This is a genomic window from Amycolatopsis sp. Hca4 (assembly GCF_013364075.1).
Lineage (GTDB): Bacteria > Actinomycetota > Actinomycetes > Mycobacteriales > Pseudonocardiaceae > Amycolatopsis.
On sequence record NZ_CP054925.1, the window covers coordinates 7603654 to 7621651 of the forward strand.

Genomic DNA, 17998 nt, shown 5'->3' on the forward strand with positions numbered 1-17998 from the left:
GTGGTTTCGCTCTGCCGCGGCTCGGGAGCGGGTCCGACCTCCCCCGCCCCTCCGGTGGGATTTTCAGCCGCCGGGTGGGTTTGTCAAGGCGGGAAAGCGTGCCTTGACAAACCCGACCGCCGGCTGAAGGGATCGCAGGGATGAGGGGCGGGGGAGGTCTGGTGAGGTGGTTGGTCGCCTTGCGTTACCGGCTGCCGGTTCGCGCCGTCCGTTCGGCCGCCGGTTTGCGTTGTGGGGTTCGGCCGGCGGTTCGCAGCGGCCCCGGCGTTACTCGCCTTCGATGACGTCCGGCTCCACGCCCAGGTACCCCGCCACCTGCTCCACCAGCACGTCATGCACCAGCTCGGCCAGCTCCGACGGATCCTTCGCCCGCGCCTCCAGCGGCCGCCGGTACAGCACGATCCGAGCCCGCGTCGGCAGCCCCGTCCGGTCCACGCCCGCCGGGACCAGCCGCGACAGCGGTACCGCGCCGTCGTGCAGCACCCCGTCCGCCGGCGAGTGGCCGTTCTCGCGGACCTCCGGCACGTCGTCGACCGCCACGTCGAGCTTCGTCAGCTCGTGGCGCCAGCGGGCCTCGATCGGCTCGAGCGCGTCCAGCACCAGTGCGTCGAACCTCTCCGCGCGGCTCGCGGCGGCGGGCAGGGTTGCCGGATACAGCGTCCCGCGCAGGCCCCGGCCGTGCCGGTCCCGCCGCGAGCGCCGCCGTTGTCGGTAATCACGAGCCGTCGCCACGCCCGAAGTCTATGCGGTCCGCACGTCCCAGCGCGTGTCGCTCCTCCAGGCTTGCGGCGACGCGCTATCGTTTCGTTTCGTGCGGAGCGTACGGAAGTGTTCGCGTACTGGCTGTCTCGAGCCAGCTGTGGCCACGCTGACGTATGCGTACAGCGACTCCACAGCCGTCGTCGGCCCGCTGGCCACCGCCTCCGAACCCCATTCGTACGACCTCTGCGAAGCCCATGCGCTGCGGCTGACCGTCCCCAAGGGCTGGGAAGTCGTCCGCCACGAGGGGGCCTTCGCCGCTCCGGACCCGTCGGCCGACGAACTCACTGCGCTGGCCGAGGCCGTTCGCGAGGCCGGGCGCTCCGACAAACCGGCTCCCGCGCCCGAACCGGAGGGCCCGTCCGGGCGCCGCGGTCACCTGCGGGTCCTCCCCGGCCGCGCCTGAACGCGTAACCCTCTCACCCCGCCGGTAGGCTTTCCGCGCGGCGCAGCGGGCGCCGGGACGACTATTCGCGGGGAGACGGCGTGCCAGACCTTTCGGGCATCGTGAAGGCCTACGACATTCGCGGCGTGGTCGGCGAGCAGCTCGACGCGGACCTCGTCCGCGACTTCGGCGCCGCGTTCGCCCTGCTCATCAAGCCGGAAGCGCCGTCGGTGGTGATCGGCCACGACATGCGTGACTCGTCGCCGGGGCTGGCGGCGGCCTTCGCCGAGGGTGTCACCTCGCAGGGCCTCGACGTCGTGAGCATCGGGCTGGCCAGCACCGACCAGCTGTACTTCGCCTCGGGTTCGCTGAACCTGCCGGGCGCGATGTTCACCGCGAGCCACAACCCGGCCAAGTACAACGGCATCAAGATGTGCCGCGCGGGCGCGTCGCCGGTCGGCCAGGACACCGGGCTCGCCGAGATCCGCGACACCGTCGAGCAGGGCGTGCCGGAGTTCGAGGGCCAGCGCGGCACCGTGAGCGAGCGCGACGTCCTCGCCGACTACGCCGCCTACCTGCGCAACCTCGTCGACCTGTCGGGCAGCCGGCCGCTGAAGATCGTGGTCGACGCCGGCAACGGCATGGGCGGGCACACCGTCCCGACCGTCTTCGACGGCCTGCCGATCGAGGTCGTGCCGATGTACTTCGAGCTCGACGGCAGCTTCCCGAACCACGAGGCCAACCCGCTCGACCCGGCCAACATCGTCGACCTGCAGGCGAAGGTGCGCGAGGTCGGCGCGGACGCCGGGGTCGCCTTCGACGGCGACGCCGACCGCTGCTTCATCGTCGACGAGCGCGGCGAGCCGGTTTCGCCGAGCGCGATCACCGCGCTGGTCGCCGTGCGAGAGCTGGCCAAAGACCCGGGCGGCACGATCATCCACAACCTGATCACGTCCAAGGGCGTACCGGAGATCGTCGCCGAGCACGGCGGCAAGCCGGTCCGCACCCGCGTCGGGCACTCGTTCATCAAGGCCGAGATGGCCCGCACGGGCGCCATCTTCGGCGGCGAGCACTCCGCGCACTACTACTTCCGCGACTTCTGGCGCGCCGACACCGGCATGCTGGCGGCGCTGCACGTCCTCGCCGCGCTCGGCGAGCAGAGCGGCCCGCTGAGCGAGCTGACCAGCGCGTACTCGCGTTACGCGGCCTCGGGGGAGATCAACTCCACCGTCGACGACCAGGTCGCGAAGATGATGGCGGTCAAGGACACCTTCGGCACCCGCTCCGGCGTCGAGATCGACGAGCTGGACGGCCTGACCGTGCAGCTGCCGGGCGGCGCCTGGTTCAACCTGCGCCCGTCGAACACCGAACCGCTGCTCCGGCTGAACGTCGAAGCCGCGAACGCCGAGGCCGTGCAGGGGCTGGTCGACGAAGTGCTCGCGATCATCCGCAACTGACCCACCCCTACGAGTGCGCGTAGGGGCCGAACTGTGTCCTGAAGTGCTCTTCACCACAGTCCCCCGCGTGGTATGGAGGAACCATGGCCATCACGCTCGACGCCCAGCTCCTCGAGATCCTGGCGTGCCCGTCGCCCGATCACGCCCCGCTCCGGCCGGGCGCCCCGGACGACCCCGAGGCCGACGCGCTGACGTGTACGGAATGCGGCCGCGTGTACCCGGTCCGTGACGGCATCCCGGTGCTGCTGCTCGACGAAGCGACCCTGCCCGGGGAACACGGGAACTCCGATGCCGACAGTGCTTGACGACTCGCTGCTCGACGACCCCGCGCGGCTGGCCGAGGCCGACAGCGCGGGGTTGCTCCGTGCCGCCGCGATGGCCGGCGCCCAGGTGCGGGCGACCGCCGAGCTGGCCGCGGAGCTGGAGCTGTCCGAGCGGCTCGACCTGGGGCGCCCGCGTGCCGTCGTGCTGATCGACCGGCCGGGGGTGAGCCGCACGCTCACCCGGCTGCTGGCCGCCCTGCTGGCGCCGTCGTGCCCGGTCCCGGTGGTCGTCGCCGAGGTGGTGCCGAGTTGGATCGGCGCGCTCGACGTCGTCTTCGCGCACACCGACGACCCGGGTGACCGCGAGCTGGCCGCGTCCCTCGAACGCGCCGCCCGCTACGGCGCCTCGGTGGTGCTTTCGGCGCCGTCGGAAGGCCCGGTGGCGGCCTCCGTGGCCGGCAAGGGCGTCCTGCTGGCCCCGCGGATCCCGGTGCCGCCGGAGCTGGCGTTCCCGCGCGGACTGGCCGCCGGGCTGCTCACCGCGAACGCGCTGGGCCTGCTGATCTCCGACGTCCAGGCGCTGGCCGACCAGCTGGACCTGGAAGCCGAAAAGGACTACCTGGCCCGGGAGTCGTTCGCGAACCCGGCCAAGGCGCTGGCGCTGCGGGTCGCCGACCGCGTGCCCCTGCTGTGGGGGCTGGACCCGGTCGCGGTGGCCGTCGGCGAACACGCTGCGCACGCGTTCGCCGCCCACGCGGCCACGGTGTGTGACGTCGAGGACTATCGTCAGGCCCTGGCGCGCCCCGCATTGCGGCGGGCGGCGCAATCAGGTGGCGGAGAGCGTGACATCTTCGCCGATCCGGACGATCCCTCTGGTGACATCCCCACCCGGGTGCTGCTGCTCTCGGTGCGGACCGGTCCGGCCACGGACGCGGCGCGCTACCAGGCCGAGGACCTGCTGCCGGGTGCGGACGTCATCGCGCCGGCCGAGGAGATCGAGGCCGACGAAATCGTACGGGCCGCGGTGCTGGCACTGCGGTTCGAACTGGCGGCGGTCTACCTCGGGCTGGCCGCGGGCAGCATCGGCGGCGCGGGCCGCTTCGCGCCCGCGACGGCGTGAGACCTGCCGAGCACCGGCTCCGGCCGGTGCCCGAAGGAGTGGAGTTGAGGTGACAGTGGAGCTGCTGCGCAACGCGGTGCGGCCCTACGCCTGGGGATCGCGGACGGCGATTCCCGAGCTGCTGGGCCGTCCGGTACCCGCGCCGCACCCCGAGGCCGAGCTGTGGATGGGTGCCCACCCGGGCGACCCGTCGCACGTCATCGGCCCCGACGGGACCGAGCGGAGCCTGCTCGAGCTGGTGGACGCCGACCCGGTGACCCAGCTCGGCGAGCGCTGCGCGAAGCGGTGGGGCGGGCGGCTCCCGTTCCTGTTGAAGATCCTCGCGGCGGAGGAGCCACTGTCGATGCAGGCGCACCCGTCGGCGGCCCAGGCCGCCGAGGGCCACGCCCGCGAGGAGCAGCTGGGCATCCCGCGCGACGCGGCGAACCGGAACTACCCGGATCCGACGGCGAAGCCGGAGCTGGTGTGCGCGCTGACGGAGTTCCACGCGCTGGCGGGGTTCCGCGCCCCGGACCGGACGGTGAAGCTGCTGAAGGCGATCGAGACGCCCGGGCTGGCGAAGTACACGGGGTTGCTGGAGGCCCAGCCGGACCCGTCCGGGCTGCGCGCGCTGTTCACGACGTGGATCACGCTGCCGCAGGCGTCGCTGGATTCGCTGCTGCCGGAGGTGCTCGACGCGTGCGTCCGGCACGTGCAGGAGCACGGCGAGTTCGCGGTCGAGTGCCGCACGATCCTGGAGCTCGGCGAGGCGCACCCGCGTGACGCCGGGGTGCTGGCGGCGTTGCTGCTGAACCGGCTGACGTTGCGCGCGGGCGAGGCAATTTATTTGCCGGCGGGCAACCTGCACCTGTACCTGCACGGGACGGCCGTGGAGATCCTGGCCAACTCGGACAACATTCTGCGGTGTGGTCTGACCCCGAAGCACGTGGACGTCCCGGAGCTGCTGCGCGTGGTCGACTTCGCGTGCGGCGAGATGCCGGTCCAGTGCGGCGACGTGGGTGGCCGTGTGTCGGTGTACCGGACGGACGCGCCGGAGTTCGAGCTGTCCCGCGTGGAGTGGGCGGCGGGCCAGGACGACGAGATCTCGGTGGACAGCGTGGGGCCCCAGATCCTGCTGTGCACGGCGGGCGACCTGCTGGTGACGGCGGACGACGGCGAGAAGGTCGAGCTGCGGAGGGGCCAGTCGGTGTGGCTGCCGGCGGCGGATCCGCCGGTCCGGATCCGGGCTTTGGGTGGGGAGCGGGCCCAGCTCTTCCGCGCCACGGCCGGCACCTGCGAGGACTGACCCCGCCCGCACCTCCGCCTTCCGCACGGGAAGGCTCAGCCCGCGTACCCGGACGGTCGGCCGACGTCCCTGGAGGGTCGGCTGGCGTGCCTGAAGGGTCGGGCCCGCGTAGGTACCGAGCCGACCCTCTGGGTACGCAAGCCGACTGCCTGGGTACGCGATCCGACCGGCTGGGTGCGCAAGCCGACCGTCTGGGTACGCGATCCGACCGGCTGGGTGCGCAAGCCGACCGTCTGGGTACGCAGATCTTCCCCGGGGCGGGCAACTGGCCGGCGGGTCACGGGAGTCCGGGGTGGCTGTGTGGGGGCGGGGAGTTTCTGTGTGCGTTCCGTGTGGCGGGCTCCGCCACGATCAACACCAAGGGGGGACCCTGGTGGGCTGATGCGCGCCGCCGGGTCCGCTGGGGGTGACGCCGGTCGGGGGGATCTGCCCGGCGTCAGTGGGCTGGAGGTGGTGCCGCGAGGGGGCGGCACCACCTCGGCGGTCACCCCGGCGCGGTGAGACGGGTGGTGCGGTGAGGGGGCAGCACCACCTGATCTCGCCCGCCACCCTCCCCGGCGGCGGGGTAGCGGCCCGCGGCTCAGCCTCGCCGCGGCTGAGCCTCTAGGCGGCCTGGTTCGCGGGGCTGCCTTCGCCCGGCAGGGTCGCTCGGCTAGCGCTCGGGCTGACCGCCCGAGATGCCCTCGGGCCGCCCGCCAGCCTCTACGGCGGCAAGGTGGCGGACTGTCGGCTCAGCTCGGCGCGAGTGGCGGCTTCGGCTTGTCAGGCCGGCTCGGTCAGCGCCAGCAACGCCCGCCGCAGGGCTGCTGCGCTTGCGTCGCGTGGGTCCGTCAGCTCTGCCGCCTCCCTCTCCGCCTCCGCCGCCTCTCCCACGTCACCCATCGCCACATACGCCCGGTGCAGCACCAGCCACGTCAACCCCGTTGCCGCTCGACCGCCCATCTCGCGGAGTTCGTCCAAGCACGCCCTCAGCACCGGGATCGCCTGCCCCGCCCGGCCCTCGCCGATCCACGCCGCCGCCAGTGCTCTGGTGCACGACAGCTCGCGTGGCCTCTCGTCCAGCTCGCGGGCCAGCTCACGCGCCTCCTCGAACGCCGCCGTCGCGTCGTCGCGGCGACCTATTGCCGCCGAGATCGCGCCATACGTTCGCAGCGACTTCGCCAGCGCCGACCTCGCCAGCGTCCCCCGCAACAGCTCCACCGACTCCGCGATCGCCGCCCGTGCGCCCGGGTCGTCGCCCGTCAGCAAGGACGACCACGCGTACCTGTGCAGGGCCTCGCCGATCATCCGGGCGTCACCCGTCGAGCGGGCCGCGGCCAGCGCTGCCCGGTCGACCTCCCGGGCGTCGGGGATGCGACCCAGCCGGAGCAACGCCGCCGACTCCGCCGCGCGTGCCCAGCCCAGTCCGGCCGCCGATTCGTCCAGCGTGAACAGTTCCTGGGCCTGGCCCGCCGTCTCCAGGGCCTCCTCCGCGCGGCCCAAGCCGATCAAGCAGTGCGCCAGGTTCGCCAGCACCCACGCGTGCGTGCGGCCGTCGCCTGCCGACTCGAGCTCCTTCGCGCACGCCCGGTAGCGGGCCGCCGCTTCCTCGTACTCGCCACGCGTGTGCCGCAACAGCGTCAGCGTGGCCTCGGCGACCGTTGCCGACACCGACTCGTACACCGCGCGCATGTCGGCGTAGTGCCCGTGCAGGTACAGGTACGCGCCCAGACGATCGAGCAGCAGCAGGGCGTCCGGCGGCGCGAGCGTGCCGATGAGTAACACCAGGTTCGCGCGCTCGGCCGCGAACCAGTCGTCCGGCCGGGCCAGCAGCCGCTCCACCAGCGGAGCCGGCAACGGCTGCGCGGGCGGCTCGTGCGCCGGGGACGGCATCGGCAGCGTGCGCGGCAGCCGGGCCGCCGCCTCGTCCGCGAGTGCCAGCGTGGCCGCCAGCACGGTCGCGAGACCCGAGCCCGGCGCCGGCTCGGGAAGCTCCGCCGCGTACAGCCGGACCAGGTCGTGCATCCGGTACCGGCCTTCGCCCGTCCCGTCCGCTCCGCGGGCCTCCAGCAGGCTCGCCTCGACCAGCTCTTCGACGGCCTCGTCGGCGTCCGGGTCGTCGATCAGGGTGGTGACCGCCCAGGCAGGCAGGTCGGCGAGGCGGCAGCGGCCGAGCAGCCGGAACGCGCGCCGCGCGGGCGGCCGCAGGGCCTCGTAGCTCAGCGCGATGCTGCTCCGGACGGCGAGGTCGCTGACGGTCAGCTCGTCGAGCCTGCGGACCTCGTCCTCCAGCCGTCCGGCCAGCTCGCCGAGCCGCAGGTGCGGGCGGATGGCCAGCCTGCTGCCCGCGATCCGCAACGCCAGCGGCAGCCGCGCGCACGCCGTGATGATCCGCTCGGCGTCGGCGCGCTCCCGCTCGACCCGCGGACCGGCCAAGCGGTGCAGCAGCTCGGCGGCGTCCGCGCCGGACAACGGACCGAGCTGCAGCCGGTGCGCGCCGGCCAGCCCGCTCAGCCGGCGCCTGCTCGTCACCAGCACCGCACAGCCCGGCGTGCCCGGCAGCAGCGTGCGGACGTGCTCGGGGTCGGCGGCTTCGTCCAGCACCACCAGCACCCGCCGGTCGGTGAGCCGTCCGCGGAACACCGCCGCCCGCGCGCGCACGTCGTCCGGCACCGCCGGGCCGGGGACACCAAGAGCGCGCAGCAGGTCGGCCAGCACCTCCCCGATGTCCCGGCCCGCCAGCGGCACGTACAGCTGACCGTCCGGGAACCGGGCGCGCAGCCGGTGCGCGGCCCGCACGGCGAGGGTGCTCTTGCCTGCCCCCGGCTCGCCGCTGAGCACCGCGACCGGGACGCCGGAGCCGGCCCCGAGCACGCCGGTCAGCTCTGCCAGCTCGGCTTCGCGGCCGGTGAAGTCCCCGGCGTCCGGCGGGAGCTGGCACACCGGCCACACCGCGGGCGGCAGCCGCGGGACCGGGTCTTCGCCGCGCAGGACGGCCGCGTGCACCCGCCGCGCCTCCGCGCCCGGCTCGACGCCGAGCTCCTCGATCAGCGTGGTCCGCAGCCGCCGGTAGACCTCCAGCGCGCTGCCCTGCTGTCCGGCCCGGTGCAGCGCGACCATCAGCTGCGCGGCCGGCCGCTCGCGCAGCGGGTGCTCGGTGAGCACGGCCTGCAGCTCGCCGGTCAGCTCGCCGTGCCGCCCCGCGGTCAGCTCCGCGTCGACGCAGTCCTCGAACACGGCCAGCCGCTCGGACTCCAGCCGGGCGACGTCGGCCTCGAGCCGCGGCACGTGCAGCCCGGCCAGCACCGGCCCCCGCCACAGCGCGAGCGCCCGCCGGTAGTGCCCGGCCGCGGTGACCGGGTCCGCCGCTCGCCGCCCTTCGGCGACGGCGGCGCGGAACCCGAGTAGGTCGAGCTCCGCAGGTTCGGCCCGCAGCCGGTAGCCGAGCGGCCCGTGCTCGACCCGCAGGCCGTCGATCCGCTCGCGCAGCCGGGAGAGGTAGGTGTGCAGGTTGGAGGTGGCCGACTTGGGCGGCCCGTCCGGCCACAACGCCTCGACCAGCACGTCGACCGCGACCGGCCGGCCGGCGTTGAGCAGCAGCACGGCCAGCAGCGTGCGCTGCCGCTCGCCGCGCAACGCGACCCAGTGCCCGGGCGGCGCTTCGACGGCGAGCGGCCCGAGCACGCCGAAGTGAGCCATGGCCACCCTCCCGTGCCGGAACCGCCACCGTAGCGAAGGGGTCCGACAAAACCGGGCGGTGTGGGGCGGGAACCGGAGGGGGTCCTCTAGGCTCCAAACCGGCAAATCGGGAACGTCAGCAGGGGAGCGGTCGTGTCAGCTGGAGGCGGAACCAAGGCGATCCTCGCCGCACTGGGTGCGAACGCCGGGATCGCGGCGGCCAAGTTCGTCGGCTTCCTCGTCACCGGGTCCTCGTCGATGCTGGCCGAGTCGGTGCACTCGCTGGCCGACACCACGAACCAGGGCCTGCTGCTGCTCGGGCAGAAGACGTCGAAGCGGGAGGCCGACAAGGAGCACCCGTTCGGCTACGGCCGCGACCGGTACTTCTACTCCTTCATCGTCGCGCTGATGCTCTTCACGCTCGGGTCCGCGTTCGCGATCTACGAGGGCATCCACAAGATCGGCCACCCGGAGCCGCTCGATTCGCCGATCGTCGCCGTGGTCATCCTGCTGGTCGCGGTCGCGCTGGAGGGCTACAGCTTCTACACCGCCATCGGCGAGTCGAAGAAGATCAAGGGTGACGCGACCTGGTGGGGCTTCATCCGCCAGGCCAAGGAGCCCGAGCTGCCGGTGGTGCTGCTGGAGGACGCCGGCGCGCTGCTCGGCCTGGTCCTGGCGCTGTTCGGCGTCGGGTTGTCCGTCATCACGGACAACCCCGTCTGGGACGGCGTCGGCACCCTCGCCATCGGCGCGCTGCTCGGTGTCATCGCGATCATCCTCATCGTCGAGATGAAGAGCCTGCTCATCGGCGAAGGCGCCAACGAAAACGTCCTCGCGACGATCGTCGACGAACTGGCCGCGGGCAAGGTCGAGCGCGTCATCCACATCCGCACCCAGTACCTGGGCCCGGACGAGCTGCTCGTCGCGGCGAAGCTCGCGATGGTGCCCGGCCTCGACACGGCCGAGCTGGCCACGGCCATCGACGACGCCGAAGCGCGCGTCCGCGCCAAGGTGCCCGTCGCGAAGCTGATCTACCTCGAACCGGACCTCGACCGCAGCCTCGCGAAGTAGCTTCTCAACGAGCCGTCACCCGACTGACCCGATAGGGTGACCCACTGCGATACATGCAGGCCAGCCGCAGGAGGTCAACCGTGCCCGGAACGGGTTTGTGGCGCACCAAATCGATCGAGCAGTCCATTAAGGACACCGACGAGCCGGACACCAAGCTCCGGCGGAACCTGAGCGCGTGGGACCTCACGGTCTTCGGCGTCGCGGTCGTCATCGGTGCCGGCATCTTCACGCTGACCGCGCGCACCGCGGGTGACTACGCCGGTCCGTCGGTCTCGCTGGCCTTCGTCTTCGCGGCGATCGCCTGCGCGCTGGCGGCGCTGTGCTACGCCGAGTTCGCCTCGACCGTGCCGGTCGCGGGCAGCGCGTACACGTTCTCCTACGCCACCTTCGGCGAGTTCATGGCGTGGATCATCGGCTGGGACCTGATCCTCGAGCTCGCCGTCGGCGCCGCCGCGGTGTCCAAGGGCTGGTCGGTGTACCTCGAGACGGTGCTCGGCTACCTCTTCGGCAAGGGCACGAAGACGACGTTCGACATCGGCAGCGTGACCGTCGACTGGGGCGCGCTGCTCGTCGTGGCGATCCTGACGACGCTGCTGGCCGTCGGCACGAAGCTGTCTTCGCGGGTGTCGATGGTGATCACCGGGATCAAGGTCGCCGTGGTGCTGTTCGTGATCATCCTCGGCCTCTTCTACATCAAGGGCGCCAACTACACGCCGTACATCCCGCCGGGCGAGACGGGCGGGGCCGGCCAGACCGGTGTCGACCAGTCGCTGTTCTCCCTGATCGCGGGCGGCGCGAGCAGCTCGTTCGGCGTCTTCGGCCTGCTGGCCGGCGCCTCGCTGGTGTTCTTCGCCTTCATCGGCTTCGACATCGTGGCGACCACCGCGGAGGAGACCAAGAACCCGCAGAAGGCCGTGCCGCGCGGGATCATGGGCTCGCTGGCCATCGTGACCGTGCTGTACGTCGCCGTGTCGCTCGTGGTCGTCGGCATGACGTCGTACAAGGACCTCGCGACCAAGGCGGGCGACGGCAGCCACAAGACCCTCGCCACGGCGTTCTCCGCGAACGGCGTCGACTGGGCGGCCAACATCATTTCCTTCGGCGCGCTGGCCGGCCTGACCACCGTCGTCATGGTGCTGATGCTGGGCCAGGTCCGGATCATCTTCGCGATGTCGCGTGACGGCCTGATGCCGCGCGGCCTGGCGAAGACCGGCGAGCACGGCACGCCGAAGCGCGCGACGCTCATCGTCGGCGGCCTGGTCGCGCTCGCGGCCGGGTTCTTCCCGGCGGACAAGCTCGAAGAGATGGTGAACGTCGGCACGCTGTTCGCGTTCGTGCTCGTCTCGGCGGGCGTGCTGGTGCTGCGGCGGACGCGACCGGACCTGCCCCGGGCGTTCAAGGTGCCGCTGGTGCCGCTGATCCCGATCCTGGCCATCCTCGCCTGCCTGTGGCTGATGCTGAACCTGACCGTGCTGACCTGGCTGCGGTTCATCGCCTGGATGGTGGTGGGCGTGGTGCTGTACTTCGGCTACAGCCGCCGCCATTCCCTGCTCGGCAAGCGGCAGGCCGACGAACCCGTGAAGGCGCCCGAAGCCTGACTTGCGCCGGAAAAGCCCCGCCGTCCTGGATGCCCAGGTCGGCGGGGCTTTTCTCGTTGGGTTGCTTGACGCGAGGTTACGGCTTGATCAAGAGGATCTTGCGATTTGTACGCAAAGGGGGACCCCCTGTAAGCGGTCGAGTGACGTGCGATACCTTTCGAGCCTTCGTGTGCCACTGACGGGTGAATTACAGCCGCGTGATTCCCACAGGCAGTGGCGTCACGGTCCCCCGATTTTGCCGTTCCTCCCCCGTTCGGTACTGGAGAACTCATGCGCAGACGTTCCTTCCGCGGCGCCGTTGCGGTCATGGCGCTCACCACCGCTGCCCTCATCGGCACCGCCGGTTCGGCCCTGGCCTGCTACAGCGACGACGGCCGGTCGAACCCGATCCCGGACCGCAACCACGCCCCGTGCGCGGATGGGCAGAAGCTCGACCACGGCGATGTCGACTTCACCGGTGGCGAGGGCAAGAGCACCCTGAACATCACCAAGGTGCACGACGGTGTCACCGTGACCCGCATCGTGGTCATCGGCGGCGACGACGGTTTCAACGAGTACATCCCCGGAAAGACCGGCAAGGGCGGCCAGAAGGTCTCCCCGGCCGCGCCGTGGAACGACCTGAAGGCCACCAAAACCTTCAGCGGCCGCCAGCCGAACATCGACAAGTGGTTCCTGTGCGGCACGAAGACCACGAAGCCGACCCAGCCCACCACGACGACCAAGCCGACCCGGCCGGCGCCGTCGACCGAGACCACGAAGCCGAGCACCCCGGCGACCTCGGACACCTCGGTCTCGCCGACCAGCAGCACCACCGCTCCGGCCGTCGTCCCGGCGGGCAACGAGTCGGGCACCGGTGGCGGCCTGGCCAACACCGGCTTCGACAACGCGTGGCTGATCTGGGTCGGCGGGCTGCTGCTCGTCGCCGGTGGCGCCCTGCTCGCACTGCTGAAGTTCCGCCGCAAGGCTTCCGAGTGAAGCTGAGCTAGTCCCCGGCTGAAGGCCCCTCGCTCCGCGCGCGAGGGGCCTTCACCGTTTCGGGGGGAAGTCCCCGAACAGCGAGCCCTGCTCGCCCCAGGACGGCTTGCCGAGGCCGGCGGCCATCGCGACGGCGTGGTCCCATTCGGCGTCCACCACGTAGTCCTGGTGCTTGAGCACCCCCGGCGCCCAGCGGTGCCGCCCGGTCGGGCCGCGCAGCGGGTCCGGCAGCCAGTGATCGCCGCCGAGGATCAGGACGCCGTTGCCGTCCGCCGTCGCCGACACCGGGCCGCAGCCGCCGTCGGGCAGGAACCCGACGCCGTGCAGCCGCCGGTCGGCGACCGAGTGCCGCCAGGTCGTCACGCCGCCGCCGAAGATGTCGGTGCCGCGGCACAGGGCCCGCCAGCGGCCGTCGAGGTCGGCGAAGAGCCGTTCCAGCGCCTCCTGCGGCAGCAACGCCGGGAAGGCGCGCTGGTAGCCCCACTGCAGCGGGGACCCGGCGGTGAGCACGCCGACGCGTTCGAGGTCCGCCTCCGGCAGTTCGGCCGCGAGCCGGGCGGCCGCCATGATCGTGAGCAGGCTGCCGAGGTTGTAGCCGGAGAGCACCACGCGCGTGCCGGGTTCGGCGAGGTGCTCGCGGGCCCGCGCGGCCAGCTCCGGGACCACCTTCAGCGCGTAGCAGGGCGGGACCGTCGGGTGCGCCGCCCGCGGCCAGAAGCAGACCAGGTCGGCCAGCGCGCCGAGGTGCCGGCTGCGCTGCGGGGTGCGCGCGGCCGTGTAGACCACGCGCAGCAGGCCCGCGGCCAGCGCGCCGAGGGCGACCACGCCGATCGCGGACAGCGGGCCGAACCAGCCGGGGACCAGCCCGAACCCGAAGCGCAGCACGAGCAGGGCCGCGCCGCCAGCCGACATCGCGCTCGCCACGGCGAGCGCCAGGTGGTGCAGGTGCCGCCGTTCCCAGGCCGACCGCGCCCAGGCCGCCGCGGCCTGCGCCTCCTGCCGTTCGTCGTGCTCCATCAGCTCGACGATCTCGGGGATGCCCCGCCGCAGCCGTCGCAGTGGGACGGCGACCGCGAAACCCAGCACGCCGAGGACCGCGGCCAGCGCCAGCCCGGCGCCCCACAGGACGGTGACCAGCAAGTACGTGGTGGGCACCTGCAGCCGCTCCGCGCCGGAAAGGCGACGGAGCGCTTCGGCGAGCCCCGCGCCGAAGCCGCCGCCCAGCAGGCCGGCCAGCGCGAGCACCGGCGCGGCCGCCCAGCCGCCCATCCACGGCCGCAGCCGCTGCGGCTTGTGCTTCCAGCCGGGCCGGGCCAGCAGCGCCGCCGGGGCGAGGAACAGGGCGAACAGCACGGTGACGACGACCAGGGCGGCGCCGAGGCCCTCGACGACGCCGTTCGTGCCGGGCAGCGGGCCGGTGCCCGGCCGGAGCCGGACCGCGGCCACGACGACCAGCAGCGTCGCGAAGGCGAGCACGCCGGGCCGGGCGAACCGGCCGGTGTCGACGCCGATCGCGGCGGCGACCACGGTGGCGAGCACCACGGAGAGGGTGACGATCCACACGACGAGGCCGAAGCTCTCGCCCGGCACGCGGAACGGCCCGCCGAGCAGCAGCAGCGCGACCGACGCCAGCGCCGCGACGGTGTGCAGGCAGCGCAGCGCCGGCGTCTCCCTGTCCGCGCGCATCCGCAGCGGGCCGCCGGTGAGGTCGCCGTCGGCGTGCACCGCCCAGGTCGCGCTGGAAATCCGGTGCAGGACGAAGATCACGGCCAGCAGCGGCAGCACGCCGACGGTGATCCGGGCGGCCGTCGTGCGCAGGACGTCGGGGACCACCGGCAGGCAGCCGGAGCCGGGCGCGAGGCACTGCGTGGCGAAGAGGTCGAGCGCGATCGCCGCGAGCTGGCCCATCAGCAGCATCGTCAGCAGCAGGGCGCCGACGCGCAGCAGCCCGCGGCACACGGCGCCGAGGACGCGGGCGAGGCGGCTTTCCGGCGGGACCGGGGGCAGCATCCAGAAACAGACGTTGGCCAGCGAGAACGGGAACAGCAGCGCCCAGGTCGCCTTCGTGGCGCCGCCCGAGGTCATGCCGTGCCAGAGGTAGCCCTCGAGGGTCCGCGGGATCGACCGGCCCAGTGCCGGCAGCACCGGCCCTGGCGCCGGGCGGCGCAGCCGGTCCGCCGGGCGGATCACCCGGCCGAGGCCGTCGCCGGCGACGTCGACGGTCGAAACGGCGTCGAGGAGGGTCTCCCCGCTGGTGCCCACGAGGCCGGCGACGCGGATTTCCACGACGCGGGTGTCGGGGCCGGGCATGGGCACGGTAAGGGCCTCCTAACACTTCTAGGGACAGTCGAGCGGACAACGGTAGTGTTCGGGTGTCATCGAGTCTTGGAGGAATCGCCACTATGACCCCCGAAAGCGTTGCCAAGCGGCACGAGACCCGCAACGGCATCGAGTTCGCCGTCGCCGACCTCGAGGCCGCCGAGTTCGGCCGCAAGGAGATCCGCCTCGCCGAGCACGAGATGCCGGGACTGATGGCGCTGCGGCGCGAATACGCGGAGGTCTACCCGCTGCGCGGGGCGCGCGTGTCGGGCTCGCTGCACATGACCGTGCAGACCGCGGTGCTGATCGAGACGCTGGTGGCGCTGGGTGCCGAGGTGCGCTGGGCGTCCTGCAACATCTTCTCGACGCAGGACCACGCGGCCGCGGCCGTCGTCGTCGGCCCGCACGGCACGACCGAGGAGCCCAAGGGTGTCCCGGTGTTCGCGTGGAAGGGCGAGTCGCTCGAGGAGTACTGGTGGTGCACCGAGCGGATGCTCACCTGGGACGGCGAGGGCCCGAACATGATCCTCGACGACGGCGGTGACGCCACCATGCTGGTGCACAAGGGCACCGAGTACGAGAAGTCCGGCGTCGTGCCGACCCCCGACGAGAACACCTCGGACGAGTTCCGCGTGTTCCTCGAGCTGCTGCGCGCGTCGGTGGCGGCGGACACGGGCAAGTGGACGAAGATCGGCGAGGGCATCCGCGGCGTCACCGAGGAGACGACGACCGGCGTCCTCCGCCTGTACCAGCTGGCGGCGGCGGGCGAGCTGCTGTTCCCGGCGATCAACGTCAACGACGCGGTGACGAAGTCGAAGTTCGACAACCGCTACGGCATCCGCCACAGCCTGATCGACGGCATCAACCGCGGCACGGACGTGCTGATCGGCGGCAAGGTCGCGGTGGTCTGCGGCTACGGCGACGTCGGCAAGGGCGCGGCGGAGTCCCTGCGCGGCCAGGGCGCGCGCGTGATCGTGACGGAGATCGACCCGATCTGCGCCCTGCAGGCGGCGATGGACGGCTACCAGGTCCGCACGCTGGAGAAGGCCCTGCCGGAGGCCGACATCGTCATCACCACGACGGGCAACAAGGACGTCGTGCTGGTCGAGCACATGGCCAAGATGAAGCACCAGGCGATCCTGGGCAACATCGGCCACTTCGACAACGAGCTCGACATGGCGGGCCTCGCGCGCTACCCGGGCATCCGCAAGGTGAACATCAAGCCGCAGGTCGACGAGTGGGTGTTCCCGAACGGCAACACGATCATCGTGCTGTCCGAGGGCCGGCTGCTGAACCTGGGCAACGCGACCGGGCACCCGTCGTTCGTGATGTCGAACAGCTTCTCGAACCAGGTGATCGCGCAGGTCGAGCTGTTCACCAAGCACGAGGAGTACGACAACGAGGTGTTCCGGCTGCCGAAGAAGCTGGACGAGAAGGTGGCCCGCATCCACTTGGAGGCGCTCGGTGGTGAGCTGACGAAGCTGACCAAGGAGCAGGCGGAGTACATCGACGTGGATGTCGAAGGGCCGTACAAGCCGGAGCACTACCGGTACTGAGGTTTTCGCGTTTTAGCTGGTCAGGGCCGCCCCGAAAGTGTTCGGGGCGGCCCTTTGTTCTGCGCCTTGAACAGTGATAGCACGAATGGGTGACGTGTTATCATGGAGTGGTGAAACAGTTGATCACGAGGATCGACGACGAGCTGCACGCCCGGTTGAAGGCGAGGGCCGAAGCCGAAGGGCGCAGCATGAACGACCTGGTCACGGAAGCGTTGAGGGGCGTGGTGGCGAAGACCGAAACCGCGCTGGAGCGGAGAGACCGCCTGGTGGCGGAAGGCAAGCTGATCACCTTCGAGCCGGAGGGTGAGGCACCGGGGCACGACGAGCTGGAACAACGCTCGCGTGGCTGGGGCACGGCTGTCAGTGAGGCGCTCGACTGGACCCGGGGTGAATGGTGACCGTTTTCTACGCCGACACGAGTGCCGTGGTCGGGGCCTATCTCTCCGATGAGGCCGACCACGTCCAGCTGCGGAACCTCCTGATCGACGGTGGGCACCTGGTGCTCACCAGCGAGCTGACCCGGCTGGAGTGCGCCAGCGCCTTCACCGCGGCCAATCGGACGGGCCGGATCCCGGACGCCCGCGAGTTCCTGACCCAGTTCGACCGGGACACGCGCACGGTGCTGGGAGTGATCCCGCTGGCACCGCACCGGATCTTCCCGGCGGCCCGGCGGCTGGTCACCGAGAACCACCCGGTGCGCACCCTCGACGCGATCCACATCGCCGTCGCGATGCACGACACCGCCGAGCTGACCGGCGGCGAGCCGGTCACCTTCGTCACCCGCGACGAGCGTCAGGCCGAAGCCGCGAAGGCGAACGGGTTCGAGGTGTTGTGATGGTCGACCTGATGGCCGGCATCGCCGTGCTCGACTACGAGCGGGCGCTGGTCTGGTACGAGAAGCTCTTCGGCTCGCCGCCGACCTACGTGGTCAGCGAGACCGAAGCCCTGTGGGAGGTCACCGAGCACGGTGCCGTCTTCGTCGAGCGCCGGCCCGAGCGGGCCACCGGGCACGCCATGCACGTCCTGTTCGTCGGCGACCTGGACGAGCGCGTCGCGGCGATCGCCGAGCGGGGCCTCGAGCCCGCGGACCGGGAGACCTACGCCAACGGCGTGCGCAAGATCATCTACCGCGACCCCGAGGGAAACGAGGTCGGCATCGGCGGTGGGCCCGCGTAACCTCGGGGGTGTTCTCGGCCACCGCCGGTCCCGCTCGCGCAGCGCCCGACGGCCCGCCTCAACGCCAAGCGTCTCGCGAAGCTGGCGAAGAAAGCCCAGACGGACGAAGGCATCGGCACGGCTGCCCGGCGCGCCCTGCGCGACGCTGTCACCCACAACGCGGCCGAGAACAAAGCGGCCCGCAAACGCCGCGCGGCCGCCGAGGCCACCCGCCGCCGCACACTGGCCAAGGCCAAGTCACGAGCCAAACACCGCGGCCACTAGCGCAGTCCGTGTCGACCCTTCAATCACGCGTGTCGACTCCGGAATCACGCGTGTCGACCCTTCCGGACCGCGAGTTCGCCGGATCAGCTGTGCACAGCCGGCCGACACGCGTG

At 72.0% G+C, this 17998-nt stretch carries 15 protein-coding genes and 1 pseudogene; 13 read left to right on the forward strand and 3 right to left on the reverse strand.

Going from position 1 to position 17998, the window contains the following annotated elements:
• Positions 1-267: 267 nt before the first annotated feature.
• A complete protein-coding gene (locus tag HUT10_RS34415; protein WP_004559274.1) occupies positions 268-732 on the reverse strand; it encodes a metallopeptidase family protein in 465 nt (154 codons plus the stop codon).
• A 79-nt stretch (positions 733-811) separates the two neighbouring features.
• Here HUT10_RS34415 and HUT10_RS34420 point away from each other — a divergent pair, with 79 nt between their 5' ends.
• From HUT10_RS34420 to manA, 5 genes are all read left to right on the forward strand, one after another.
• On the forward strand, positions 812-1165 hold the full coding sequence (locus HUT10_RS34420) for a DUF3499 domain-containing protein (RefSeq protein ID WP_033261311.1): 354 nt from the start codon (positions 812-814) through the stop codon (positions 1163-1165).
• 80 nt (positions 1166-1245) lie between these two features.
• The gene (locus HUT10_RS34425) at positions 1246-2601 is read left to right on the forward strand and encodes a phosphomannomutase/phosphoglucomutase (RefSeq protein WP_176174997.1); all 1356 of its coding nucleotides are present in this window, start codon (positions 1246-1248) and stop codon (positions 2599-2601) included.
• Positions 2602-2684: 83 nt separating this feature from the next.
• Entirely contained in the window at positions 2685-2906 is a 222-nt protein-coding gene (locus HUT10_RS34430; protein WP_091317709.1) for a Trm112 family protein, read from the forward strand.
• On the forward strand, positions 2890-3984 hold the full coding sequence (locus HUT10_RS34435) for a hypothetical protein (RefSeq protein WP_176174998.1): 1095 nt from the start codon (positions 2890-2892) through the stop codon (positions 3982-3984). Before HUT10_RS34430 ends, HUT10_RS34435 begins: the two co-directional genes overlap by 17 nt.
• 55 nt (positions 3985-4039) lie before the next feature.
• Positions 4040-5269 (forward strand): mannose-6-phosphate isomerase, class I, encoded by a 1230-nt coding sequence (manA, locus tag HUT10_RS34440; RefSeq protein WP_176178165.1) that lies wholly within the window; start codon positions 4040-4042, stop codon positions 5267-5269.
• Positions 5270-6031: 762 nt separating this feature from the next.
• Here manA and HUT10_RS34445 read toward each other — a convergent pair.
• On the reverse strand, positions 6032-8947 hold the full coding sequence (locus tag HUT10_RS34445) for a BTAD domain-containing putative transcriptional regulator (RefSeq protein WP_176174999.1): 2916 nt from the start codon (positions 8945-8947) through the stop codon (positions 6032-6034).
• Between the two features lie 132 nt (positions 8948-9079).
• Between HUT10_RS34445 and HUT10_RS34450 the strand changes: the two genes are divergently transcribed.
• The 3 genes from HUT10_RS34450 to HUT10_RS34460 all read left to right on the forward strand — a co-directional run bounded on the left by HUT10_RS34450 (position 9080) and on the right by HUT10_RS34460 (position 12570).
• Positions 9080-9997 carry a cation diffusion facilitator family transporter gene (locus HUT10_RS34450; RefSeq protein ID WP_176175000.1) on the forward strand — a complete coding sequence of 306 codons (918 nt, stop codon included), beginning with the start codon at positions 9080-9082 and terminating at the stop codon, positions 9995-9997.
• Positions 9998-10077: 80 nt separating this feature from the next.
• Complete coding sequence (locus HUT10_RS34455) at positions 10078-11595, forward strand: amino acid permease (protein WP_176175001.1); 1518 nt, start codon at positions 10078-10080, stop codon at positions 11593-11595.
• 270 nt (positions 11596-11865) lie between these two features.
• Positions 11866-12570 (forward strand): LPXTG cell wall anchor domain-containing protein, encoded by a 705-nt coding sequence (locus HUT10_RS34460; protein ID WP_176175002.1) that lies wholly within the window; start codon positions 11866-11868, stop codon positions 12568-12570.
• A gap of 51 nt (positions 12571-12621) precedes the next feature.
• Here the strand turns inward: HUT10_RS34460 and HUT10_RS34465 are convergent, their stop codons facing one another.
• A complete protein-coding gene (locus HUT10_RS34465; protein ID WP_176175003.1) occupies positions 12622-14880 on the reverse strand; it encodes a hypothetical protein in 2259 nt (752 codons plus the stop codon).
• Positions 14881-14972: 92 nt separating this feature from the next.
• Here HUT10_RS34465 and ahcY point away from each other — a divergent pair, with 92 nt between their 5' ends.
• The 5 genes and pseudogenes from ahcY to HUT10_RS34490 all read left to right on the forward strand — a co-directional run.
• A complete protein-coding gene (ahcY, locus tag HUT10_RS34470) occupies positions 14973-16445 on the forward strand; it encodes an adenosylhomocysteinase (protein WP_176175004.1) in 1473 nt (490 codons plus the stop codon).
• Positions 16446-16555: 110 nt separating this feature from the next.
• On the forward strand, positions 16556-16843 hold the full coding sequence (locus HUT10_RS34475; protein WP_176175005.1) for a toxin-antitoxin system HicB family antitoxin: 288 nt from the start codon (positions 16556-16558) through the stop codon (positions 16841-16843).
• Complete coding sequence (locus tag HUT10_RS34480; protein ID WP_176175006.1) at positions 16837-17280, forward strand: type II toxin-antitoxin system VapC family toxin; 444 nt, start codon at positions 16837-16839, stop codon at positions 17278-17280. Before HUT10_RS34475 ends, HUT10_RS34480 begins: the two co-directional genes overlap by 7 nt.
• On the forward strand, positions 17280-17621 hold the full coding sequence (locus HUT10_RS34485; protein WP_217709662.1) for a VOC family protein: 342 nt from the start codon (positions 17280-17282) through the stop codon (positions 17619-17621). Before HUT10_RS34480 ends, HUT10_RS34485 begins: the two co-directional genes overlap by 1 nt.
• Positions 17622-17657: 36 nt before the next feature.
• Positions 17658-17885: pseudogene (locus tag HUT10_RS34490) on the forward strand (DUF2992 family protein); the annotation flags it as partial.
• Between the last annotated feature and the right edge of the window lie 113 nt (positions 17886-17998).